The organism is Streptomyces sp. NPDC014623, from assembly GCF_043088245.1.
Classification (GTDB): Bacteria; Actinomycetota; Actinomycetes; order Streptomycetales; family Streptomycetaceae; genus Streptomyces.
The window spans coordinates 195,986-218,544 of the sequence record NZ_JBIBZU010000012.1; the positions used below are offsets into that span (position 1 = coordinate 195,986).

17 protein-coding genes are annotated in these 22,559 nt (G+C 71.6%); 13 read left to right on the top strand and 4 right to left on the bottom strand.

Features of this window, described 5'->3' with window-relative positions:
* The first annotated feature begins 360 nt into the window (after positions 1–360).
* The 4 genes from ACF1FZ_RS20740 (at position 361) to ACF1FZ_RS20755 (ending at position 5,302) form a co-directional block, all read left to right on the top strand.
* On the top strand, positions 361–1,953 hold the full coding sequence (locus tag ACF1FZ_RS20740; RefSeq protein WP_391774893.1) for a glycoside hydrolase family 27 protein: 1,593 nt from the start codon (positions 361–363) through the stop codon (positions 1,951–1,953).
* Positions 1,950–2,159, top strand: a complete 210-nt coding sequence (locus ACF1FZ_RS20745) for a hypothetical protein (RefSeq protein WP_391774852.1) — start codon at positions 1,950–1,952, stop codon at positions 2,157–2,159. The genes ACF1FZ_RS20740 and ACF1FZ_RS20745 overlap by 4 nt, the downstream gene beginning before the upstream one ends.
* Before the next feature lie 1,104 nt (positions 2,160–3,263).
* A complete protein-coding gene (locus ACF1FZ_RS20750; RefSeq protein ID WP_391774853.1) occupies positions 3,264–4,616 on the top strand; it encodes a wax ester/triacylglycerol synthase domain-containing protein in 1,353 nt (450 codons plus the stop codon).
* Positions 4,617–4,780: 164 nt separating this feature from the next.
* A complete protein-coding gene (locus tag ACF1FZ_RS20755) occupies positions 4,781–5,302 on the top strand; it encodes a hypothetical protein (protein ID WP_391774854.1) in 522 nt (173 codons plus the stop codon).
* Between the two features lie 193 nt (positions 5,303–5,495).
* On the opposite strand, the gene ACF1FZ_RS20760 is transcribed toward ACF1FZ_RS20755, so the two are convergent.
* Complete coding sequence (locus ACF1FZ_RS20760; protein WP_391774855.1) at positions 5,496–6,062, bottom strand: DJ-1/PfpI/YhbO family deglycase/protease; 567 nt, start codon at positions 6,060–6,062, stop codon at positions 5,496–5,498.
* 467 nt (positions 6,063–6,529) lie between these two features.
* The gene (locus ACF1FZ_RS20765; RefSeq protein ID WP_391774856.1) at positions 6,530–6,994 is read right to left on the bottom strand and encodes a DUF5709 domain-containing protein; all 465 of its coding nucleotides are present in this window, start codon (positions 6,992–6,994) and stop codon (positions 6,530–6,532) included.
* 383 nt (positions 6,995–7,377) lie between these two features.
* Here ACF1FZ_RS20765 and ACF1FZ_RS20770 point away from each other — a divergent pair, with 383 nt between their 5' ends.
* From ACF1FZ_RS20770 to ACF1FZ_RS20805, 8 genes are all read left to right on the top strand, one after another.
* Complete coding sequence (locus tag ACF1FZ_RS20770) at positions 7,378–9,159, top strand: diacylglycerol kinase family protein (protein ID WP_391774857.1); 1,782 nt, start codon at positions 7,378–7,380, stop codon at positions 9,157–9,159.
* Between the two features lies 1 nt (position 9,160).
* On the top strand, positions 9,161–10,114 hold the full coding sequence (locus ACF1FZ_RS20775) for a YihY/virulence factor BrkB family protein (protein ID WP_391774858.1): 954 nt from the start codon (positions 9,161–9,163) through the stop codon (positions 10,112–10,114).
* Positions 10,115–10,915, top strand: coding sequence for a phosphatase PAP2 family protein (locus tag ACF1FZ_RS20780; RefSeq protein WP_391774859.1), 801 nt, complete (start codon positions 10,115–10,117; stop codon positions 10,913–10,915).
* Between the two features lie 21 nt (positions 10,916–10,936).
* Positions 10,937–11,563 carry an alpha-ketoglutarate-dependent dioxygenase AlkB gene (locus ACF1FZ_RS20785; protein ID WP_391774860.1) on the top strand — a complete coding sequence of 209 codons (627 nt, stop codon included), beginning with the start codon at positions 10,937–10,939 and terminating at the stop codon, positions 11,561–11,563.
* A 115-nt stretch (positions 11,564–11,678) separates the two neighbouring features.
* Positions 11,679–12,995 carry an acetyl-CoA carboxylase biotin carboxylase subunit family protein gene (locus ACF1FZ_RS20790; RefSeq protein ID WP_391774861.1) on the top strand — a complete coding sequence of 439 codons (1,317 nt, stop codon included), beginning with the start codon at positions 11,679–11,681 and terminating at the stop codon, positions 12,993–12,995.
* A gap of 38 nt (positions 12,996–13,033) precedes the next feature.
* Positions 13,034–15,064, top strand: a complete 2,031-nt coding sequence (locus ACF1FZ_RS20795) for a CocE/NonD family hydrolase (protein ID WP_391774862.1) — start codon at positions 13,034–13,036, stop codon at positions 15,062–15,064.
* 211 nt (positions 15,065–15,275) lie between these two features.
* Positions 15,276–17,441 carry a catalase gene (locus tag ACF1FZ_RS20800; RefSeq protein ID WP_391774894.1) on the top strand — a complete coding sequence of 722 codons (2,166 nt, stop codon included), beginning with the start codon at positions 15,276–15,278 and terminating at the stop codon, positions 17,439–17,441.
* Between the two features lie 115 nt (positions 17,442–17,556).
* Complete coding sequence (locus ACF1FZ_RS20805; RefSeq protein ID WP_391774863.1) at positions 17,557–18,081, top strand: O-acetyl-ADP-ribose deacetylase; 525 nt, start codon at positions 17,557–17,559, stop codon at positions 18,079–18,081.
* A 393-nt stretch (positions 18,082–18,474) separates the two neighbouring features.
* Here the strand turns inward: ACF1FZ_RS20805 and ACF1FZ_RS20810 are convergent, their stop codons facing one another.
* Positions 18,475–19,011: a BLIP family protein gene (locus tag ACF1FZ_RS20810; RefSeq protein ID WP_391774864.1), complete on the bottom strand. Its 537-nt coding sequence runs from the start codon at positions 19,009–19,011 to the stop codon at positions 18,475–18,477.
* Positions 19,012–19,957: 946 nt separating this feature from the next.
* Positions 19,958–21,010, bottom strand: a complete 1,053-nt coding sequence (locus ACF1FZ_RS20815) for a YncE family protein (RefSeq protein WP_391774865.1) — start codon at positions 21,008–21,010, stop codon at positions 19,958–19,960.
* A 270-nt stretch (positions 21,011–21,280) separates the two neighbouring features.
* Here ACF1FZ_RS20815 and fes point away from each other — a divergent pair, with 270 nt between their 5' ends.
* Positions 21,281–22,549: an enterochelin esterase gene (fes, locus tag ACF1FZ_RS20820; RefSeq protein WP_391774866.1), complete on the top strand. Its 1,269-nt coding sequence runs from the start codon at positions 21,281–21,283 to the stop codon at positions 22,547–22,549.
* Positions 22,550–22,559 lie beyond the last annotated feature (10 nt).

The following is a 22,559-nucleotide window of genomic DNA, read 5'->3' on the forward strand; positions in this document are numbered from 1 at the left end:
TCTATTCCATTCGAAATATCGAACGCGGTGCGGCTTGTCGGCCATTCTGGATGATAGGAGGTTGGTGTACCCCGTCAACCCTTCTCGCGTAAGTCGTGCGTCGCTTCGAAATGTTCGAAGCGTCTGGTGTGGAGTCGGTGCGCCTCGGCTTGCTCCTTTGCTGATCTCGCAACGCCTTCTGCCCATCGAGGAGGGGTTGACATGTTCATTCTCCTCTCTAGTATCCGTGGGGCATCTGAAGTTTCCGAACGACGATCGAAATTTCGAACTCTTTCCTCTCCTCTCTTCCCTGCCGAAGGAGTCCCGGTGCCCAGACGATTAGGCGGACGGCTGTTCCGCCTCCTCACGGCCGCCGCGCTGATGCTGACCGCGTCCGTGACGGCCTCAGCGCAGTCCACCGCCACGGCCGCGCCGGGCAGTCCGGCGCTCACCCCACCACTGGGGTGGAACAGCTGGAACAGCTTCGGGTGCGGCATCACCGAGGCCCAGGTCCGCCAGGCCGCCGACGCGATGGTGTCCTCGGGCATGCGGGACGCCGGGTACCGGTACGTGGTGGTCGACGACTGCTGGTTCGACCCGCAGCGTGACGCGCAGGGCAACCTGCGGGCCAGCCCGACGAAGTTCCCGAGCGGGATGAAGGCCCTCGGGGACTACATCCACAGCAAGGGCCTGAAGTTCGGCATCTACCAGGTGCCGGGCGAGCGCACTTGTGCGCAGACCGTGGGCACTTACCCGGGCTCCACGGGCAGCAGGGGCCACGAGGTCCAGGACGCCGCCACGTTCGCCACGTGGGGGGTCGACTACCTCAAGTACGACTGGTGTTCCTCGAGCGGCACGCGTGACGAGCAGGTCGCGCGGTTCAAGCTGATGCGTGATGCCCTGCGCGCCACCGGTCGGCCGATCGTCTACAGCATCAACCCCAACAGCTTCCACGCCATCACGGGGTCCACGTACAACTGGGGCGAGGTCGCCGACCTGTGGCGGACGACCGAGGACCTGCTCGACATCTGGCAGAACGGCAACACCAACAGCTACCCGATGGGCGTCGGCAACGTCCTGGACGTCAATGCGCCGCTGGCCGCACAGTCCGGCCCGGGGCACTGGAACGACCCCGACATGCTGGTCGTCGGCCGCCCCGGCCTGTCGCTGACCGAGTCCCGTTCCCACTTCGCCCTGTGGGCGTTGATGAGTGCCCCGTTGATGGCCGGCAACGACATCCGCACGATGTCCGCCGACGTCAGCGTGATTCTGCGCAACCCGCGCCTGCTGGCGGTGAACCAGGACTCCCAAGGCGCGGGTGGACGCAGGGTGCGCGATGACGGCAACATCGAGGTGTTCGCCAAGCCCCTGGCGGACGGTTCGGTCGCGGTGGGGTTGTTCAACCGGGGCGAGGGCGCAGCGACGGTCACCACGACGGCCGCCCGGATCGGCCTGAGCGGAGGACCGTTCACCCTCACCGACCTGTGGACCGGCGGCACGTCGAGCACGTCCGGGCAGATCTCGGCGAGCGTCCCCGTGCACGGCGTCGCCGCGTACCGGGTGAGCGGCGGCAGCCCGCTGGCCGCCGCCACCTCACGCCTGCGGGGCAACGCCTCCGGCCGCTGCGTGGACGTGGACAACGCCTCCACGGCTGCCGGCGCCGCGACTCTGATGTGGGACTGCCACACGGCCGCCAACCAGCTGTGGACCACATGGGCGAGCGGCGAGATCCGCGTCTACGGCGACAAGTGCCTGGACGCCTACAACCAGGGCACCACCAACGGCACCCGTGTCATCACCTGGCCTTGCAACGACCAGGACAACCAGAAGTGGACCGTCGGCTCCGACGGCTCTATCCGCAACGTCCGCTCCGGACTGTGCCTCGACGCCAGCGGGGCCGGCACCGCCAACGGAACCCCGCTGGTGCTGTGGACCTGTAACGGCCAGGCCAACCAGAAGTGGACCCGCGCGTGAGCGACACGGCACTGCGTCATGGCCAGAGCGACAACACCCCGGCCACGGCCTCCCGCACGACTGCCGCATCCGCCGGCACGGCCGCCCCCGGCTCCGGCTGCGGCGGGACCCCGGGCGTCGGTACATCGGCTTCCAGGCCGGCCACCCACACCGGCAACACCCTCTCGCCGAACACCTGCACCCTGCACGGCACCGCCTGCGGCTGAGCGCCGTGTCCGCCCGGGAGATCTCCGGACGGACACGGTCCCGGCCCAGGACGTCGTGCCCGTCACCGTGGTTCCCGACGCGGTGAGGCAGTGCGTCGTCGAGCGGCCCGCGCCCGTTGGCCCAGCGCTCCCACCGCGCTCTTGGTGCAAGGCGCCGGAATGGCCGTCACAGCAGTCGAGGGACGGGGAAGGCGACCGTGCCGGCCAGTCGGTCGGGAAGACCTTCGGCGGACGAGCACCGCGAGCCTGACACCGGGCCCGGGACGGTGACTATCGCGTGCATCGCCGAGTCCGCGGGCGTCTCCGGTCCGACCGTTTCGAAGGTACTCGACGGCAGGTCCGGGTCTCGGACGAGACCCGGGCTCGCGTCGAGCGGCTGATCCACCAGTACGGTTACAGCCGACTCCCAAGAGGCCTTTGCCCCGGCGCCCTCCCTCTCCAGCAGGCGGCGCTTCCCTGTGACGCCTCCTCCGGGGACGTCGAGCCGGTACCCGAGGGCGAAGCGGCCGGCCGGGTGTGCGCCGGGATGCTGACGCCCTGCCTTCCAGGGATCCCCGCCGACCCCCGGCGAGCCGCTCGGCCAGGCCGCAGCGGACTACCTGCGCACCGGCACCGGTGGGGTGTCCGTTCCCGACGCCGCCGACAGCGCGATCGGCCCGATGCGCGTGTCCGTACACGACGCCGCCGCCGGGCGACCGGGCGCCGCAGCCCTCGGTCACGGTGTCGGGCAAAGGCCCGAGGCCGGCGGTGGCGACGCACGGCCCCTGAGAACCCCTGAATCCCTGTCATCAATTCGGGTGATGCCACGGCAGGGCCGACGGCCTGTCCGGACGGTCCGGACGGTTCGACGACGGCGGGCCGGTCCTGCTGCACCGAGCCGGGACGGCCCGGAGGCAGGGGCTACCGGGTGAGGGCGGCCGCCCCCGTGGGGCGTGCGTCCCGTGGTCGGCGCGCTGCGTCCGCCCGGTATATACCGGGCGGACCGGGCCGGGGGCGGCAGAAGAGTCGATCCGCCTGGCGGGCAGCCGCTCCGACCGGGCCGGTGAACCGTTTTCCTCGCCCGGCCGGGTCTCCGGCAGGGCGCCGGCCGAACCGGAGTCCTCGATGACCGTCTCTGACCCGTCAGTCCAGTCCGTTCCCGGCGCACGTCAGCGCACCCACTCGGTCGACCGCGCCTTCCTCCGCCTGCAGAGCCGCCACCCCGGCACCCTGTGGGACGGAGGGGGCGTCGCCTATCTGAGCGGCCCGCCGCCGAGCCTCGCAGAACTTCGCGCCTACGTCGGCCTCGGCCTGGGCCGGCTGCCCATGCTGACGTGCCGCGTGGAGGGGGCGCCGGGGCGCTCCTGGTGGAGGCCGGACGCGGACTTCGACGTCGACCAGCACGTCCACGAGGTGGTGGCGGACGGCGCCGCGGGGTGGGAGCAGGCTCTGGACACCGCGCGCAACGCACCGTTCGCCCCCGGCACTTACTGGGGAGTCTGGCTCGTGCACGGCCACGCACCCGACGCCTACGCGGTGTGTTACCGATTCCACCACGCCTGCCAGGACGGATCGGCCGCGGCACTCACCTTCCGGGCCATGCTGGGCGGCGGAGAGCCCTCGGCGAGGCCCGTGCCGAGCCCTTACGGTCGCTTCGGTTTCCCGCGCAGGGTGGCGGTCGCGCTCGGCCTGGCCGTACGCGCCGTGTGCGGCGCCCTCCTCCCCCGGGGCCGGGGGCCGGCCGTGCCCTTCGTGCCTTCGGGCGACAGGGCGTTGTGGCGGGGCAGGGTGGCGGTGGACACCCTGCGCCGGATCGGCACGGCGCGAGGCGGATCGGCGCACGACGCGCACCTCGCCGCGCTCGCCGGCGCGCTGTCGGCCTGGTCGGCGCGGACAGGTGTCTCCGTGCCGCGGATGGCGGCACTCCTCCCCGTCGACGTCCGCCGCCCCGACGAGGAACAGAGCTGGGGCAACCGCTTCTTCGCCCTGCCGGTGAACCTGCCGGTGAACCTGCCGGTGAACCCGCCGGCGGGTTCACCGGCGGAGAACGGGAAGGACGTCCCGGATAACGGAGCGCACCTGTGGCGACTGGACCGTGTCACGCAGGTGACCCGGAAGCTGCGGGCCGAACGGTGGCGTCAGGCCGTCCAGGACCTGGTGAGGTTCATGCCGGACCGGCCGACGGAGTGGTACATGAGGCTCGTGCTCTCCCCGCGTGTCACCGACCTGATCGCCACGTCCATGCCGTTGGCGGGGAAGGGCAGCCTCGGCACCGCCACCGTGACGGGCACCGCTTTGCTGCCTCCGCTCCTGCCCGGACACCTCTGCGGGGTGGGGCTGTCGTTCTTCGGCAGTTATGCCGAGGGGTCCTTCGTGACCGACCGGGCACTCCCTCAGGGGGAAACCCTGCCGGGCCTGTGGGAGCAGGCGGTGCAGGAGCTGGAGCGCGCCGTGGCTCCCCTGGAGTCCGGCAGCTGACGGGGAGCGGGCCCGCGTCCGGGGCCGGAGGATCACACCCCCGCCTGCCGCTCCTCCAGTTCCGCCGGCCGTGACTCCGGGGCCCCGTGATCGTTCCGTTCTGTAGCCGGGCCGCCATCGGCGCCCGGCCAGGAACCGGCCTTTCCCAAGGAGTACCGCCCGCCATGACCCTCTCACGTACCGTCCAGCGTGCCGCTCTCACCGCGGTGATCGTCTCCGCCTCCGTGCTGACCGTGCCCGCCTCCGCGCAGGCGGCGGAGCTGCCGCCCGCCTGTCAGACGGCGCTGCTCGAAACGCTCGACAAGTTCCCGGTCGTGGATTTCACGGTCCCCGAGAAGGTCCAGAACACCGCGCTGGTCGAGGTCCTCAACCTGAGCGAGGCCGATCAGGCCGCGTTCACGCAGTCGGCGTGCACAGCCTGGAACGACTGGGCCACCGCGAACGGCCAGGCAGTGGCCGGTGACCTGGACACCCGCTACCGGAGCGCCGCCGGGCCGGTGTGCAACAAGTTCGCCAGGTCCGCCCTGGCGACCATCAAGAAGTACGCACCCGGCATTCCGGCCGGGACGCGGGGGCTGGAGACGGTCGCCAAGAAGGTCTGGGCCACCTCCATGCAGAAGCTGGCGGACCAGGCCACCAACGCCGACTGCCGACGGACCTACAACGCCGTGAAGGCCGGCTGGTAGCACGGGCCGCCTCCCACAGGTCCGGGGCCGGGCCGCCCCGGGCGATCGCTGGGGCGGCCCGGCCCCGGGCCTTCGTTTTCCCGTCCGGTGCGGCTCTCGTACGTCACGGCCCGCACGGCCTTCCTGGACGCCTTGAGGCTGGTGATCAGCACGCCGCAGCGGGCGAGGGCGACCGTGCCGCCGGTGCGCTGCGTCAGGACCGCGCCGAGAGTGCCGTGCCGATCTCCCGTACGAACGGTTCCAGATCACCCGGGTTGCGTGAGGTGATCAGCGTCCAGCCACCGGAACCGTCGGTCACGACCGGTTCGTCGGTCCATTCGCCCCCCGCGTTGCGGATGTCGGTCCGCAGCGAGGCGTAGGAGGTCAGCCGCTTGTCAGCGACGACGCCCGCTTCGACCAGCGCCCACGGGCCGTGGCAGATGGCCGCGACAGGGCGCCCGGAGTCCGTGAAGGAACGGATGATCCCGGTGGTGGCGCTCTGCAGGCGGAGGGTGTCGGCGTTGAGGGTGCCGCCCGGGATGAGCAGCAGGTCGTAGTCCGTGGGGTCGGCGTCGGCCAGTGTGAGGTCGGGGCGGACGGTCTTCCCCGGGTCCTTGTCGCCGACCAGCGTCACGATGTCGTCCATCGAAACGGCCGCGACGTCGACCCGGGCTCCCGCACCACGGAGGTGGTCAAGGGGCACCAGGAGTTCGTCCTGTTCCACGCCGTAGTTGGTGACCACGGCCAGTACCTTCTGCTGCTTCACGTCGTTGTCGGTCATCGGCTGTCACCTTTCCTCGGGCGGAACACCGGATCGTGGCCCGCAATCGTGACGTTTCCCCGCTATACGGAGCATATGCCTCCGGTGTCCGGGGCGGGTAGGTCACAGGGCCCGGGAGGAGGCGGCCGGACCGGGCACCTCCGGCTCACGGCAGCGGTGGCCTTGCGGGCCACCGGTCGGCCGCCGCTCCGCCGGGACCCCGAGCAGCAGGACGCGGGCCCCGTCTGCAGGGTCGGGAGAGGCCGGGGGACCGCAGTGGAGCCTGCGGGAACGTCCTGCCGTCATCGTGACGGGCAAGGCGTCGAGGGACGGCGCGGCCCGGGTGGTGGCCCGCCAACTCCCCCGAGAGCCTGCTGCTCACGCGGGGAAGAGCCTCGGCGCGGCCGGCCGCGACCCCGCGGTGCGCCGGCCGTACTCCGTACACCGCGTTCCGCGAGAACGGCACCTGGGTCTCCGTGCCGCGCGGCTCAGGCCCTCTCGTCGTCCTCCTGGATGTGAACCGCCGCCTCCTCGGCGGAGGCCGCGCCTCCGTCGATGCCGACGTCGCGGCCCAGCACCCTGTTGTTGCGCACGGCGCCGGGCTCCTCGTCGGCGGTGGCGACGCGGCCGGCACGTTCCTGCCCGGCGTCGTCCTCCTCCGGGCCGTTGTCCTCCGGCTCGTCGTCGGCCCGGGCGGCCTTGAGAGGGTCCTCCTCGGGCCGCTCCTGCGCGAGACGCTGGTCGAGGGATTCGCCCTCCCTCTGCTCCTCGCCGGTGGTGCCGTACTTCGATACGCCCAGGGGCTTCTCCGGCGGGGAGTAACCCGTGTCCAGCATGTCGTCGAGATCGGGCTCGTCGATCACGTTCTGCGGGTCGAGATCGTCCGTCGGCCTGTTGTCCGAGTCCGATCCGTCCGGCTGGTAGACGTCGTCACCGCGTGCTGCTTCCGACATCGGGACGCTCCTTCCCTTGAGGTTGCCGTATCCGCCGCCGCCCGTACCGGGCCGTGCGGCGTCGCCGCTCTCCTGCCCACGTGCGCGCATCTCAGTGATGCGGTTTTTCCCGATCGCCGCTCACCCTCCGGGGCGCTCGGTTCGACTGCCGGGCGGAGCGGAAGTCCTGGTCGGAGCCCCCACGGCCGAACCCCGTCGGCCCCGGCAGCTTATGGCCGTTCCCCGGCCGCTGCGACCGGGAGGGACCGCGGCACGGTGCCGGAAGAGGGAGGCACGGAGCCCTGAGACAGGTCTGACGGGGCCAGGAAGGGGCAGACGGCGAACGCCGGGGTGAGCCCCGGCCCAACTCGTAGCCCGAGGGGCACCGAACCGACGGGAAAGCCATGTCGACCGACACACCGGAAAGACGCACAGCCCGCCACGGCGGACAGGTGCCCGCCGTGCCGGCCCCGGCCGGTGGAGACGGCCCGTCCGCGCCGCTCCGGACCGGCGCGGAGCGCCCGCGCCGCGGAGCTGCGGAGACCGCCGGGGGCATGGGCCGGGCCGCCGGAATCATCGCCTCGACGGCGGTCTGCCAGACGGCCCTGATGGTGGGGCTCGGGCTCCTGCTCACCGGGCCGGCGGCGCGGCTGTGGCCGCTGGCGTCCGAGGACGAGGCCGGCGAGGCGCTGGAACGGGCCCGCACCGGGACGCTGGACACGGTCTCCCTCGTCGTGTCCGAGGCCGGCAACACGGTCACCGTCGTGGCAGGCACCCTCCTCGCCTGCCTCGGCCTGCTCCTGGTCCCGCGGCTTCCCCGGTGGCGGGAGGCGCTCTTCCTGGCCGCCGCCGTCGCGCTCCAGTCCCTGGTGTTCCTGGTCGTCACCGCAGCGGTGGACCGCGCCCGGCCCGAGGTCGAACGACTCGACGCCTCGCCCCCGACCTCCAGCTACACCTCCGGACACACCGGGGCGGCGACCGCCCTCTACGCCGGCCTCGCGATCCTGGTGCTGCACCGGACGAAGGCCCCCTGGCGCAGGGCGGTCGCGGTGCTGCTGCTGCTCGTGCCCCTGCTGGTGGGCCTCGCCAGGGCCTACCGGGGGATGCACCATCCGACGGACATCGCGGGAGGCCTGCTCAACGGCGGACTCTCCCTGCTGATCGTCGGCCGCGCCCTGCTGGCCGGGCCGCATGTGCCCGCCCCCGCGCCCGCCGACAGGGCCGCTCGCCAGGAGCCGGCCACCGGTATGCCGGGCGGGCGGGCCGCCGGCCGCACCACGGTGGTCTTCAACCCCACCGTCACCGACGAGGCGGCCTGCGACGCACTCCGGCGCGTCCTGGAGGACCACGGCCGCCACGGAGCGGTCTTCGTACCGACCACGGCCGACGACCCGGGGGAGGGACAGACCGCACGCGCGGTACGCGAAGGGGCGGCACTCGTCGTGGTCTGCGGCGGCGACGGAACGGTCCGCGCCGCCGCGGAGGCGCTGGCCGGCACCGGCGTACCGCTCGCGGTGGTGCCGTGCGGCACGGGCAACCTCCTCGCCCGCAACCTCGGCCTGCCGGTGAAGCCGGCCCAGGCGCTGGACGTCGCGCTGAGCGGTGTTCCGCACCGGGTCGACCTCGGGCGGATCGAGGGGGACGGCATGACGCCCGCACACTTCACCGTGATGTCCGGAGCGGGGCTCGACGCCGCGATGCTGGAGAGCACCAGCGACCGCGCCAAGGCCCTGCTCGGATGGCCCGCCTATGTGATGGCGGGCCTGCGGGAACTGCGCGCGCCCCGGATGCGCCTGACGGTGGAGATCGACGGAGCACGGCCCCTGCGGCGCACCGCCAGGATGGTTCTCATGGCCAACACCGGGAAGGTGCAGGGCGGCGCGGCCCTGGTTCCGGCCGCGGAACCGGACGACGGCCTGCTCGACCTCATGATCCTCGACCCGCGTGGGCCGGCGGGCTGGCTGAGCGCCGTGGCGTCACTGGTGTGCCGTCGGTCAGGAGGGGAGACCGGCCCCGCGGGCGGGTCCCGCCCCGTGGAGTACTTCACCTTCCGCCACGCGGACATCCGCTTCGAGGAGGCACAACCGCGTGAGCTGGACGGCGACCCGGTGCCACCGGGCCGGCGCCTCACCGCGTGGGTCAGGCCCGGCGCGCTGACCGTACTCATGCCTGTGGGAGGAGAGTGAGATGGGCACTGCCACCAGGGTCCCGCAGACCCGTGACATGGTCGGCAGCGAACTGTCCGGCGACGAGGCGCTGACCACCCTGCGGCGCTACGGCCGCTGGCCGCTGCTGCGTGACTCCTTCGTCCGCTTCCGGTACGCCGACGGCTTCAGCAACTCCCGGGCGCTCGCCCTGCAGACAGTGCTGGCCGTCGTCCCCCTGGTCATCGTCTTCGTCGGGCTCTCCACAACCCTGCACACGGAGAACCTGGGCAAGGTGGCGGAACTGACGATCCACCGCATCACAGCGGGGCCCAGCGCCGAGGTGGTCCAGGACGCGCTGGACCGCAGCCGGCACAGGGCCGGAGACGGGACCCAGCTCGCCCTGTGGTTCGGGCTGCTGTTCTCCCTGGCCAACACCACGACCGCGATGTGCCAGATAGAGCGCGGTGCCAACCGCATCTACGGGGTCGAGCGCGACCGGGCGTTCCACCTGAAGTACCTGCGAGGGCTGATGATGGCGATGACAGCAGGCATCCCGCTCGGCGTCGGCTTCATCGCGATGGTGGCCGGAGGCGACCTGGTGGCGGCCGCGGCCGACGTGTACGACCTCGGTCCCGGTGCCCGGTCCGCTGGGGACCTGCTGCGCGGGCCCGCCGGGGTGGTCCTCGTCATCCTCTCGGCGAGCGCGATCTTCCGCCGCTCCCCGAGGCGCCGCCAGCCGGGTTACACCTGGCTGGCGTTCGGTGCCGCCGTCTACCTGGTGCTCTGGACCACCCTGACCTGGCTGTTCAGCCTCTACCTGGAGATCAGCGGTTCGTTCGACACCGTGTACGGCCCGCTCACGGCGTTCATGTCCCTCTTGCTCTGGGCCTACCTCACGTCCATCGCCCTCTTCCTCGGCCTCTCCTTCGCCGCCCAGCTAGAGGCGGTGCGGGCCAGGCGGCCCGGCCCCGTGGAACCCGACCCAGGAGTCTGAATGACCGTCCGAACCGCCGCCCGGCCCCGACGACGGAGCAGCCGGGACGCCGACCGCAGATTCGGGATCCGGCTGCTCGGATCCGCGGCCGCCGCCGCGGCCGCCGCCGTCCTCTTCGGCCTCCTGCTCGCCCTCGTGGAGAGCGGATGGCGTCCGCTGCGGCGTCTCGACGCGGACGCGGCACGGTGGCTGAACCGGACCGCCCTCGACCATCCGGCGTGGACGGGCACCCTGCGCTTCTTCTCCGACGTGGTGTGGGATCCCGTGACCCTGCGTGCGGCGGTGGCGGTGCTCACCCTGTGGCTGGTGCACCGCCGCGCCTGGCGTCTGGCCGCATGGGCGGCCGTCACCGCGGTGGCCGGAGGACTGACGGGCCTGCTGGTGAAGGTCGTGGTCGAGCGGGCGAGGCCTGAGCTGCCGGACCCGGTGGCGCACGCCCCCGGCTTCTCCTTCCCCTCCGGCCACGCGATGACGGCCATGACCTCGTTCGCGATCCTGCTGCTCGTCCTCCTGCCCGTGGTGCGTCAAGGGGCCCGTCCCTTCTTCTGGGCCGTGGCGGCAGTCTCCGTCCTGGGCGTCGGGTTCACCCGTATCGCGCTCGGCGTCCACTGGTTCAGCGACGTGCTCGGCGGCTGGACGCTCGGGCTGGTGGTAGTGGCACTGACGGGCTGGTCCTTCGGGGCGTGGCGTGCCGACGCGGGTCTCGGCCGGGCCGGGGTCTCCGAAGGGCTGGAGCCGGAACTGGGCGGAGGCGACCCCGAGGGCGACGGCCCCGCCCAGCGAAGGGAACATTCGTTCTAGTGCGTGAGTAGGGTGGTCGCCATGTCCGTTCATCTCCAGGGTTCGCTCTTCGACCAGGCCGACCGCCCGCACCTCGGCCGTCTCACCGGGCTGCGCAGGACGGCCCTGGGCGACGGTGCGTGGATCGACCTGCTGCCGGGCTGGCTGAGTGGTGCCGACGAGCTCTTCGCCGAGCTCGCGGACGGGGTGCCCTGGCGGGCCGAGCGCCGGCAGATGTACGACCGGACGGTCGACGTGCCCAGGCTGCTCGCCTTCTACCGCGCCCACGACGCCCTGCCGAGCCCCGTCCTCGACGAGGCCCGGGACGCGCTGTCCCGCCACTACGGCGACGAACTGGGCGAGCCCTTCACCACGGCCGGACTCTGCTACTACCGGGACGGACGCGACAGCGTCGCCTGGCACGGCGACCTGACCGGACGCAGCTCGCACGAGGACACGATGGTGGCGATCCTCTCCCTCGGGGCCCCGCGTGATCTGCTCCTGCGCCCCTGCTGCGGAGGCGACACGGTGCGCCGGACGCTGGGGCACGGCGACCTGATCGTCATGGGCGGCTCCTGCCAGCGCACCTGGCAGCACGCCGTTCCCAAGACCGCACACGCCAGAGGGCCGCGGATCAGTGTCCAGTACCGCCCCCACGGAGTGCGCTGACGCGGCGGGGAAAGCCGTACGGCCGTCCCGGAAGACGACCCCGCGCATGTCGGGCGCCCCTCAGGGCAGGCGCTGCGGAGTGCCCGAACACTTCCTATCGAAGGGACACTCCCACATGCCGCAGGAGCAGCGCAGGAACATCTTCGTCGTCGGCCTCGACGACTCCAACCTGCCGATGCTGGAAGCGGTCCCGGACGCCGGCACCTACCGGTTCCACCGTCTGCTGACCGTCGGGGAACTGCAGGAGGGCGAGGTGTCCGTACCGGACCTCATGGACCGCGCCCGAGCCGTTCTCGACGCGCACGAAGGCAGCATCGACGCGATCGTCGGGTACTGGGACTTCCCGGTGAGCACCCTCGTCCCGATGCTCGGCAAGGAGTACGGAGTGCGTACGACCAGTCTCGAATCCGTCGTCAAGTGCGAGCACAAGTACTGGAGCCGGCTGGAACAGCGGAAGGTCATCGACGAGTACCCCCGCTTCGGCCGGGTGGACCTGGACACGGACGATCCGAAGCCCCCCGAGGGAGTGAACTTCCCCATGTGGCTCAAGCCGGCCCTCGCCTACTCGTCCGAGCTGGCGTTCGGCGTCTCGGACATGACGGAGTTCAGGAAGGCCGTCGACGAGATCCGGGCGGGCATAGCCCGGGTCGGCAGGCCCTTCGACACCGTGCTCGGCCTGCTGGACCTCCCGCCGGAGATGGAGGGCGTGGGAGGACAGGTCTGCCTGGCCGAGGAGGCGATGACCGGTATCCAGGTGGCTGTCGAGGGCTACGTGTACCAGGGCGAAGCGCATGTGTACGGCGTACTGGACTCGATCAACTACCCGGCCTCCCCGTGCTTCCTGCGCCATCAGTACCCGAGCAGCCTCCCCGCCCCGGTCGTCCGCAAGCTGCACGAGGTCAGCGAGCGGACCATGCTGCAGATCGGCATGGAGTCGGCCACCTTCAGCATCGAGTACTTCTACGACCCGAAGACACAGGACATCCGCCTCCTGGAGATCAACCCGCGGCATTCGCAGTCCCACGCCGAACTCTTCGACTACGTCGACGGCGCACCCAACCACCACCGCATGATCAGCCTCGCACTGGGCCGCGACCCGGCACTGCCCGGCGGCAAGGGGCCCTACGCCATGGCCGCCAAGTGGTACTACCGCTGGTTCGGCGACGGCAAGGTGCACGAGGTGCCCACCCCGGAGCGGATCGCCGCCATCGAGCGCGAGATACCCGGCGTGCGCATCGACGTCGTACCCGAGGAGGGGCAGAAGCTCTCCACGGTCTCCCAGCAGGACAGCTACAGCTACGAGGTGGCACACATCTTCACCGGGGGCGACGACGAGGAGGACCTGCGCCGCAAGTTCGACCGGTGCGTGGCCGCCCTCGGCCTCACCTTCGACGAGACGGAGCCGGGAGGCCGCGGCACGAAGACCCGGTGATCCGGCAGTCCAGCACGACGAAAGGAGGTCGCCCAGGCATGCGATACGTCGACCAGCTGCCCTACGCGACCCACGAAGAGAAGCACGTCACGATCCCCATGGAGGACGGGGTCAGGCTCTCCGCACGGATCTGGCGTCCCACCGCCTCCGACGCGGATCCCGTGCCGGCCGTTCTGGAGTACATCCCGTACCGGAAGAACGACCTCACCTCCACGCGTGACGCCATCCACCACCCCTACATCGCCGGACACGGCTACGCCTGTGTGCGTGTCGACGTGCGGGGGACCGGAGAGTCGGAGGGCGTGCTGCTGGACGAGTACCTCGAACAGGAACAGAGTGACGCCGAAGCGGTGCTGGCCTGGCTCGCCGAGCAGCCCTGGTGCGACGGGAACACCGGGATGATGGGCATCTCCTGGGGAGCCTTCGCCGCCCTCCAGACCGCCGCACGCAGGCCGCCGAGCCTGCGCGCCATCTGCATCGCGTCGTTCACCGACGACAGGTACGCGGACGACATGCACTACCTCGGCGGTGCGATGCTGTCCGACAACCTGGCCGAGGCCGGGACCATGTTCGCGTACGCCACCTGTCCGCCCGATCCGGCCGTGGTCGGTGACCGCTGGCGGGAGATGTGGCGGGAGCGGCTCGACGCCGCGCGCCCCTGGGTCCTTGAGTGGCTGCGCCACCAGCAGCGGGACGGCTACTGGCGTCATGCCAGCCTGAGCGAGGACTACTCGGCCCTGCGCTGCCCGGTACTCGCCTCCAGCGGCTGGGCGGACGGTTACTCCAACGCGGTGACCCGGCTGCTCAGCCACGTCGACGTTCCGCGCAAGGGGCTGATCGGCCCCTGGTCGCACAAGCTTCCGCACCTCGGCGAGCCGGGGCCGGCCATCGGATACCTCCAGGAAGTCGTCCGCTGGTGGGACCACTGGCTCAAGGGCGTCGACAACGGCGTCATGGACGGCCCCATGCTCAAGGCGTGGATGCAGGAGAGCGTCCCGCCCTCGACCTCGTACGAGGAACGGCCGGGCCGCTGGGTCGGCGAGCCGTCCTGGCCCTCCCCGAACATCGGGGAAGCCGTCTTCCCGCTGTGCGACGCGACCCTCGGGATGCCAGGTGGCGGCAGCGAGCAGGAGGACCGGGTCCGGACAGTGCAGTCGCCGCTGTCCGTCGGCCAGTTCGCCGGCAAGTGGGCCTCGTACAACGCTCCGCCGGACCTGCCCTACGACCAGCGCGAGGAGGACGGCGGCTCCCTCGTCTTCCAGACCGAGCCGCTGCCCGAGCGGATCGAGATCCTCGGCGCACCCGCCGTCGTCCTGGAGGTGTCCGCGGACGCCCCGGTCGCGCAGGTCAACGTCAGGCTGTCCGACGTGGCACCGGACGGACGCTCGACCCGGGTCACGTACGGGGTGCTCAACCTCACCCACCGCGACAGCGAGGAAGCCCCCGAGGCCCTGGAGCCGGGCAGGCGCTACCGGGTGCGCGTACCGCTCCACGGTGTCGCACAGGCGTTCCCGCCCGGGCACCGGATCAGGCTGTCACTGTCCACCTCGTACTGGCCCCTCGTGTGGCCGGCGCCGGGACCGGCGCTGCTCAGCGTGTACGAGAAGGGCAGCACCCTCACCCTGCCGGTCCGCCCCGGCGACGTGACGGAGGACAAGGCGCTGCTGCCCTTCGGCGAGCCCGAGGGCTGCGCGCCCCCCGCCGTCACCCCGCTGAGCGAGCCGGAGCAGGCGTGGACCGTGTCCAGGGACCTCGTGAACTACCGGTCGGTGCTCGACATCGTGAAGGACCGCGGCCTCCAGCGGCACGAGGACACCGGGATCGAGACCGGGCTGAGGGCCTGCGAGAAGTACAGCTGGGTGGGTGAGGACTTCGGATCCGTACGCGGTGAATCGGCTTGGGAGATGCGTTTCGGACGCCCCGGATGGGACATCCGGGTCGAGACACGAACCGTGCTGACCTCGGACGAGGAGACCTTCCACGTGGACGCCACGCTCGACGGGTACGAGGGCGGCCGCCGGGTCTTCTCCCGTACGTGGAACGAACAGATCCCCAGGAAGAACGTCTGACCCGTCCACCGGCGGACGCTGCCGAACGAGTGAGGGCGCGGCGTCCGCCGTGGCAGTCGGGCCCTGCCACGGCAGGAATGCACATGTGTGACCGGGCGGCTCACTGCGCCGCACCCACCGGCACGTCGGTCCGGTGGCGAGCTACATCTCAGGAGGACGAGAAGTGACGGAGAACGACGGGAACGAGCCGATTCCGGGCGCGCCCAGCAGTATGCCCCCGTCGGTGGAGGAGCCGGCCGCTCCTCGCGAGCCGCTGCCTCCCAAGGACGACCAGACCGGCCCCGAGACGGTGAGCCCGACCGGTCAGCCCACCGGAGCGGACCAGGCACGCAACGCTCAGAGCGGTGCCTACCTGACCACGGCACAGGGCGCCCGGCTGTACGACACCGACCACTCCCTGAAGGCCGGCCCACGCGGCCCGGTCCTGCTCCAGGACCACCATCTCCGGGAGAAGATCACCCACTTCGACCACGAGCGCATCCCGGAGCGTGTGGTGCACGCCCGTGGCGCCGCTGCCCACGGGGTGTTCCGCGGATACGGGAGCGCGGCGAAGATCTCGAAGGCAGCCTTCCTGGCGAAGGACGTGGAGACACCGGTCTTCGTCCGGTTCTCCACCGTGCTCGGTTCACGCGGATCGGCCGACACCGTGCGCGACACCCGCGGCTTCGCCACGAAGTTCTACACCGAGGAAGGCGTCTTCGACCTTGTCGGGAACAACATCCCGGTCTTCTTCATCCAGGACGCCATCAAGTTCCCCGACGTCATCCACGCGGGCAAGCCGCATCCCGACCGGGAGATCCCGCAGGCGCAGAGTGCCCACGACACGTTCTGGGACTTCGTGACCCTGCACTCCGAGGCGACCCACCACACGCTGTGGAACATGTCCGACCGCGGTATCCCGCGCTCGTACCGCACCATGGAGGGCTTCGGCGTCCACACCTTCCGCCTCGTCGACGCCGAAGGAGCCACCACCCTGGTCAAGTTCCACTGGAAGCCCAAGCTGGGGGTCCACTCCCAGGTCTGGGAGGAGGCCCAGATCGCGGGAGGCGTCGACCCGGACTTCCACCGCCGGGACCTCGCCGACGCCATCGAGGCCGGTGCCTACCCCCAGTGGGAACTGGGCGTCCAGACGTTTCCCGACACCCCTGACCAGATGTTCCAGGGCATCGACCTGCTCGACCCGACGAAGATCGTCCCGGAGGAGCTCGCGCCGGTACAGCCGATCGGCCTGATGACCCTCGACGCCAACCCGTCGAACTTCTTCGCCGAGACGGAACAGGTCGCCTTCCACGTCGGCAACATGGTGCCGGGCATCGACGTCACCAACGACCCGCTGCTCCAAGGCCGGCTGTTCAGTTACCTCGACACCCAGCTCACCCGGCTGGGCGGCCCCAACTTTCCGCAGCTGCCCATCAACCGGACGCACGCCCCGGTCAACGACATGCTGCGGGACGGCATGCACCAGACGGCGGTCCACCGGGGAGTCGCGCCGTACCGGCCCAACTCCCTCGACGGGGGCTGCCCGTTCCTGGCGGGAGCGGACAACGGCGCGTTCGTCGAGGTGCCCGCCGAGGTGGCCGCGAGCCGCAAGGTACGCGAGGCCCCCGAGTCCTTCGACGACCACTTCAGCCAGCCCCGTCTCTTCTGGCTCAGCATGACTCCCGTGGAGCGCGAGCACATCATCGCCGCGTACACCTTCGAGCTGGGCAAGTGCTACGAGCAGGCGATCAAGGAGCGTGCCCTCAAGGTGCTCGCCCGGATCGACGCCCAGCTGTGCGAGCAGGTCGCCGCCGGCCTGGGGCTGCCGGCTCCTGAGCCGGACGGGCCGCTCGCGAACCCGGAACCGAGCCCTGCCCTGTCACAGGTCGGCGGTGTCTGGCCGGTGGACGGGCGGATCATCGGCATCGTCGCCGACAAGGACGCCGACCTCGACGGTGTCCGGGCGGTACGCGACGCGGTACAGGCCGCCGGCATGGTGCCGCTGGTCATCGCTCCCGCCGGAGGTGTCCTCGGCGCGGACGGCGACCCGGTCACCGTCCAGCGGACCTACGCCACCGCCCGTTCCATCGAGTTCGACGCCGTGCTGCTCGCCGGCGCCCCCGGTGCGGGCGCCGACGCGATCGGTGCGCGGGACGCCAAGGCGGGCGCGGCCGGCACCGCCACCGACCCCCGGGTGCTTCTGCTGCTGAACGAGGCGTACCGGCATGCCAAGGCGATCGGCACGTGGGCGGGCGGTGACCGTGTCCTCGCTTCCGCGGGCGTGCCCCAGGACGCGCCGGGCGTGGTGAACGCGGGCTCGGGCAGCGAGGTGCTGGAAGAGGTCAAGCAGCTCCTGGGCAGGCACCGGGTCTGGGACCGCTTCCCCTCCACGGTCTGACACGACGCCACGGAACAGGCCGGAGGCGGCGCCCGCAGTACGGGCGCCGCCTCCGGCGCGTGCGAGGCCTCGGGGGACACCGGTACGGCCGGCCGGCAGACGGCAGTATGGCCGCATGACGACACGACCGACGATCACCCTCGTACACGGGGACATCACCGAGCAGCACGCCGACGTCCTGGTCAACGCCGCCAACTCCTCGCTCCTCGGCGGTGGCGGGGTGGACGGTGCGATCCACCGGCGTGGCGGGCCCGAGATCCTTGCCGCCTGCCGCGACCTGCGTGCCTCGCACTACGGCAAGGGGCTGCCGACCGGGCAGGCTGTGGCGACGACGGCCGGCCGGCTGCACGCGGAGCACGTGGTCCACACGGTGGGCCCGGTCTGGTCGCGTACGGAGGACCGTTCCGCGCTGCTCGCCTCCTGCTACCGGGAGTCCTTGCGGGTGGCGTCGGAGCTGGGAGCCCGGACAGTTGCCTTTCCGGCGGTCTCGACGGGCGTCTACGGCTGGCCGCTCGGCGACGGTGCCCGGATCGCCGTGCGTACGGTCCGTGAGGCAGCGCACCCACCGATCACCGAGGTCCGGTTCGTGCTCTTCGACGAGGAGGCGTACGCCCGCTTCGGCCAGGCGCTGACGGCGTAGGCAGGGGACTCGTCACGCGCGGCTACCGGCAACGAGCGGTTCGGCAGTGGCAGGGGCCACCCGCCTCACGCGCCGGCGCCGAACGGCCTGGGCGAACAGCAGGAGCACTCCCCGCCCCGCAGGGACGGGGCCTGCCCGGAGCGGGCCGTCCCGGGCGGGCTTCCGCCAGGCGATCCTCGGCGGTGAGACCGAGGATGACACCGCCGGCAGTGACGACCGGGACGGTGAACGCGGCTTCCGCGTACGCACCGGCCGGCCCGGCGGGCCGCCCGGTCCGTCTCCGTCTCCGTGTGCGGTGGGACGAGGACGCGGCGGTGGCGGGCACCGCTCATGGCTGTGCCGGTGGCGGCCGGACCGGCCGGGGAAGCGCAGCCGACCGCCGTCCGCGCGGGATCAGACCAGGCTGCGCTGGTAACGGTAGGTCAGCTCACCGTCGGTGAAGTGGAAGTAGGCGGTGGGCGGGAAGAGGCCTGTCTGGGCCTTGCAGGCGTACTTCTTGACGAAGCCGGTGGTGGCCGGCCAGCCGGGATAGCTCTCCCCCTGCACCACACAGGAGTCCTTCGGGACGACGGCCCACACCTGGGCTTCGGTCATGCCCAGAGCGGTCTTGTCGTAGTGCGACAGCCTCATGGACGGCGTCTTCGGCTGGTACAGGTACTCGTTGCGCTTGCTGTACAACTCGCCGTCGTCGGTGAAGGAGAAGCCTCCGTAAGGGGCGTAGTCGCCCGACCCGGCGAAACAGAGGATGGAGTCACCTATGACACCGCCGGTGTCACACGCCGCCTCACCACCGCCGATCTCCCAGACCTCGTCGAAGGTCATCCCGAACTGGATCTGCTCGTACTTCTCCACGGAGAAGCCGGAGTCGGCCTGGGCGGACGCGGCCGTCGTCGCGACGGCCGCGGCCGCCGCGACAAGGGCGACTCCCATACGTGCAATCCGTACCTTCACCACATGTGTCCTTTCGTCGACGCCCTGGGCACGGGCCTCGTCGCGGGCCCGGCGGGGCGGGTTCGTGAGGTGCGGGGGCGCAGGCGGCACCACAGGGCCGGCAGCGTGGCCCCAGTTGCCGGGTGCGACGCTATGTTCCGTCACTCTCCGCTCCGTCTCCACGGGGCCGGGCCCCGGCACCGGGTCCTGGACACCGCGCAGCGTGCTCGTCGGGTGAGCGCCGGCCGCGTCCTTCCGGGCGGTACCCGGTCGCGGAGCGCGACGGTGACTGCTCCGTGGAGGACGCCATAGGGCAGGAGCCCGAAGAGGCACAGGTCCGCGCCGTTCTCGCCCGACTCGGCAGCGCGGACGAGGAACCCCCGGACGTCTCACCGCAAAACGAGTCCGGACGGCCGCCGGGCGTCCTTCCCGACGGGTTCGTTCGGCCGCGTCCGGCCGGATACGGAGCTGACGGTCATCGACTCCCATGGGACCACTGGTCGTCCAGGGGCACGCAAGCGCGGACGGAGCGGGAAGCCGACTTCGGGGAACACCGGTACGGCGCTTGTCGCCAAGCGGGTCATCCCGGGCTCCCGGCGCAGGTGGTCGGGCGGCGGCGTCCGACGGAAGAGGCGACCGGCGGCGCGTGGGTGTTGCACGGGACGAAGCGGCTGCCCGCGCCGACGCGGCGCCGGCTGGAGGAAGCCGCCGAGGTCGTTCCACCGGGCCTTCGCCGGAGCCGTGAGCGCCGCGGGGGAACGACGGCCTGCGGACGCGGCCCGAGCCCGTCCGCATCCACCAGCCTGCGGACGCGCTCACCGCGGAGGAGGAGCTCCGCTGCCGGCTCCGGACCAGGGGCCGGCCGGGAAATTCCGGCCCACCGCGGGGAGCGGTGAGCCGGACACCCGCTGTGCGGAGCGGGGGAGGGGAAACAGGGCTGCCGGGGTCAGCGGGTGACGCGGAAGCTGTGGATCTGGTCGGAGCCGCCGAGGCCGGCTCCGGACTTGTCGACCACGTAGGCGGTGCCGCCGGCGACGGTGACGTGGTTGGGGTTCGTGCCCGTGGTCACGGTCCGGACGACGGTGCCCTTGCGCGGATCGACGACCGTCGCGGTGGCGTCGGTGCGGTTGACGACCACGACGTTGCCCGTGCGGTCGTCGTCGGCGACGGACAGGGCGCCCGCGCCCGTGGCGACGGACTTGGTGACGAGCCCCTTCCTCAGGTCGATCACCGAGAGGTCGCCGCCGGTCTGGTTGGCTGTGTAGGCGGTCCTGCCGTTCCTGGACAGCGCGATCGAGATCGGGCCGTCACCGGCGGGGATGAGCCGCGGGGCGGCGGACTTCGCGGTGACCTCGATGACCTGGTCGCCGTTGAGGTCCGCGGCGTAGGCGGTGCCGGTCCGTTCGTTCACGACCAGGCCGGTCGGGCCGGAACCGGCGACGGTGACCCGCTGCTTCTCCTTCAGGGTCCTGGAGTCGAAGGCGACCAGGGTGCCGTCCGTGAACGCGCTGGCCCACACCGTGTTGCGCCGTTCTTCCACGACGATCTCACGGGCGTGGCCCACGTCCGGGAGGGTGGCGAGGTGCTTGCCGGTGCGCTGGCTGTACACGGCCACGGTGTTGTTGCGGGTGTTCGTCGTCCAGACCGTGTTGTGCTCGTCGTCGACGGCCACCCCGTAGACGGCTTCCAGCGCACCCGTCGCGGCGTCGGCGACCGGCGGGGTGATGGTCTGCTTCACCTTGAGGGTCTTCGGGTCGACCTTGAGCAGGCTGGAGGCCACGACCGGCGGGCGGCCCACGGCGGAGGTGGTCCACAGGACATTGTTCCGCTCGGAGTACGAGGACTGGTAAAGGCCCTTCACGAGCGGCGCGACCGTGACGGTGCCGGCCGCCGTGTGCGCGGAGGCGGTGCCCGTCAGTGCGGCGGTGCTGCCGGTGGCGAGCACGAGGGCGATGGCGGCACGGGTGACGGTGCGACGGCTTCTGCGGGACGAGGTCATGCTGGGGTCAACTCCCTGACAGGGGTTCAATGGGAAACACAACACCTGCAACTTAGCTTAGCCTTACCTAAGTAATTCACCCCCGACATGTGACCTGCGCAACAGATCTCTTGTGGGATGCCGCGTCCGGCGTGCGCCGTCGGCTCCGCCCGCCGCAGCGGCGGCCCGCGAGCTCGGGCCGGCCTCGCCCCGCCACCGTTGAAGGCCTGCACGCCTCATCGGAGATAAGGTGACCCTAAGTCGCATTCCTCGTTGTTCGGAGTTCCTCTCGTGATCACGTCAGTGCCGCCGCAAGACGCCCCGCGCCGGCCGCCCCGGACCGCGCGCCCGGACGGAGTGCCGCGGCTCCGGGAGCCGGGATGCCGGCTCCCGGCACCGGGGGAGACCGAGGAGTTCTGGGAGGCCGTACGCGGCAGCGGCACGCCCCTCGTCGCCCCGGACCCGCAGGGCAGCCCCGACCACCGGGCGGTGACGTTCCTGTGGCGCGGCACCCCCGCCACCCGCGCCGTGCAGGTACTGCCCAACAAGCTCGGCGACCCCCGCGAGCCCGAGGGGAACCTGATGGAGCGGGTCCCCGGCACCGACGTCTGGCACTGGTCGCTGCGTCTGCGCCACGACTGGCGGGGCACCTACGACTTCTACGTGGACGAGGGCGGTGGCCCCGGGCCCGGTACCGCCGGCTACTGGCAGTGGCTGCGCAGCCGGCCCCGGCACGACCCGTTCAACGACCGCACGCTGCCGCGCCGCTGGAGTGGCACCCCGGTGTCCTACGCCGAGCTCCCGGCCGCGCCCGGCGGGCAGGACTGGCAGCCGAGGCCCGGCGTCGTCCGCGGCCGGGTGGCCGCCCACGAGGTGCCGGCCACGAAGCTGGGGGGCGGCACCCGCCGTGTCTGGCTCTACGAACCCCCTCCCGGCCCGGGGCACCCGGCGGAGCTGCCCGTGCTCGTCCTCCTCGACGGTGAGCACTGGCAGCCGCGGCTCGGGCTCGCACACCTCCTGGACAACCTGATCGCGGACGGCCGCGTCCCGCCGCTCGTCGCCCTGCTCCCGGAGTCCGTCGACGCGGACACCAGGTGGTCGGAGATGACCTGCCGGCCGGAGTTCGCCGGCTTCCTCGCCGACGAGCTGCTGCCCTGGGCGGCGGCCCGTCTGCCGGTCACGGACGACCCCGCCCGTACGATCGTCGCCGGACAGAGCCTGGGCGGACTCTCCGCCGCCCACGCGGCGCTGTCCGTGCCCGGCCGCTTCGGCAACGTCCTCGCCCAGTCCGGCTCCTTCTGGTGGCCCGACGGGCCACAGGCGCAGTGGCTCACCGAGCGGATCGCCCGGACGCCACGTCTGCCGGTCCGCTTCCGGCTCTCCTTCGGCGAACAGGAATGGGTCACCCTGCCCGCCGCCAGGCGTCTGCGCCAGGTCCTGGCGGCGGCGGGCTACGGCGACGCCTCCTACCGGGAGTTCAACGGCGGCCACGACTACCTGTGCTGGCGCACGGAGCTGGCCGACGGTCTCGTCGACCTGCTGGCCGCCCCCACGCCCTAGGGGCGGCCCG

Coding starts and splice junctions, on each gene's coding strand:
- ACF1FZ_RS20740 (WP_391774893.1), top strand. CDS start 361: ATGCTGACCGCGTCCGTGACGGCCTCAGCGCAGTCCACCGCCACGGCC.
- ACF1FZ_RS20750 (WP_391774853.1), top strand. CDS start 3,264: ATGACCGTCTCTGACCCGTCAGTCCAGTCCGTTCCCGGCGCACGTCAG.
- ACF1FZ_RS20755 (WP_391774854.1), top strand. CDS start 4,781: ATGACCCTCTCACGTACCGTCCAGCGTGCCGCTCTCACCGCGGTGATC.
- ACF1FZ_RS20760 (WP_391774855.1), bottom strand. CDS start 6,062: ATGACCGACAACGACGTGAAGCAGCAGAAGGTACTGGCCGTGGTCACC.
- ACF1FZ_RS20765 (WP_391774856.1), bottom strand. CDS start 6,994: ATGTCGGAAGCAGCACGCGGTGACGACGTCTACCAGCCGGACGGATCG.
- ACF1FZ_RS20770 (WP_391774857.1), top strand. CDS start 7,378: ATGTCGACCGACACACCGGAAAGACGCACAGCCCGCCACGGCGGACAG.
- ACF1FZ_RS20775 (WP_391774858.1), top strand. CDS start 9,161: ATGGGCACTGCCACCAGGGTCCCGCAGACCCGTGACATGGTCGGCAGC.
- ACF1FZ_RS20780 (WP_391774859.1), top strand. CDS start 10,115: ATGACCGTCCGAACCGCCGCCCGGCCCCGACGACGGAGCAGCCGGGAC.
- ACF1FZ_RS20785 (WP_391774860.1), top strand. CDS start 10,937: ATGTCCGTTCATCTCCAGGGTTCGCTCTTCGACCAGGCCGACCGCCCG.
- ACF1FZ_RS20790 (WP_391774861.1), top strand. CDS start 11,679: ATGCCGCAGGAGCAGCGCAGGAACATCTTCGTCGTCGGCCTCGACGAC.
- ACF1FZ_RS20795 (WP_391774862.1), top strand. CDS start 13,034: ATGCGATACGTCGACCAGCTGCCCTACGCGACCCACGAAGAGAAGCAC.
- ACF1FZ_RS20800 (WP_391774894.1), top strand. CDS start 15,276: ATGCCCCCGTCGGTGGAGGAGCCGGCCGCTCCTCGCGAGCCGCTGCCT.
- ACF1FZ_RS20805 (WP_391774863.1), top strand. CDS start 17,557: ATGACGACACGACCGACGATCACCCTCGTACACGGGGACATCACCGAG.
- ACF1FZ_RS20810 (WP_391774864.1), bottom strand. CDS start 19,011: ATGGGAGTCGCCCTTGTCGCGGCGGCCGCGGCCGTCGCGACGACGGCC.
- ACF1FZ_RS20815 (WP_391774865.1), bottom strand. CDS start 21,010: ATGACCTCGTCCCGCAGAAGCCGTCGCACCGTCACCCGTGCCGCCATC.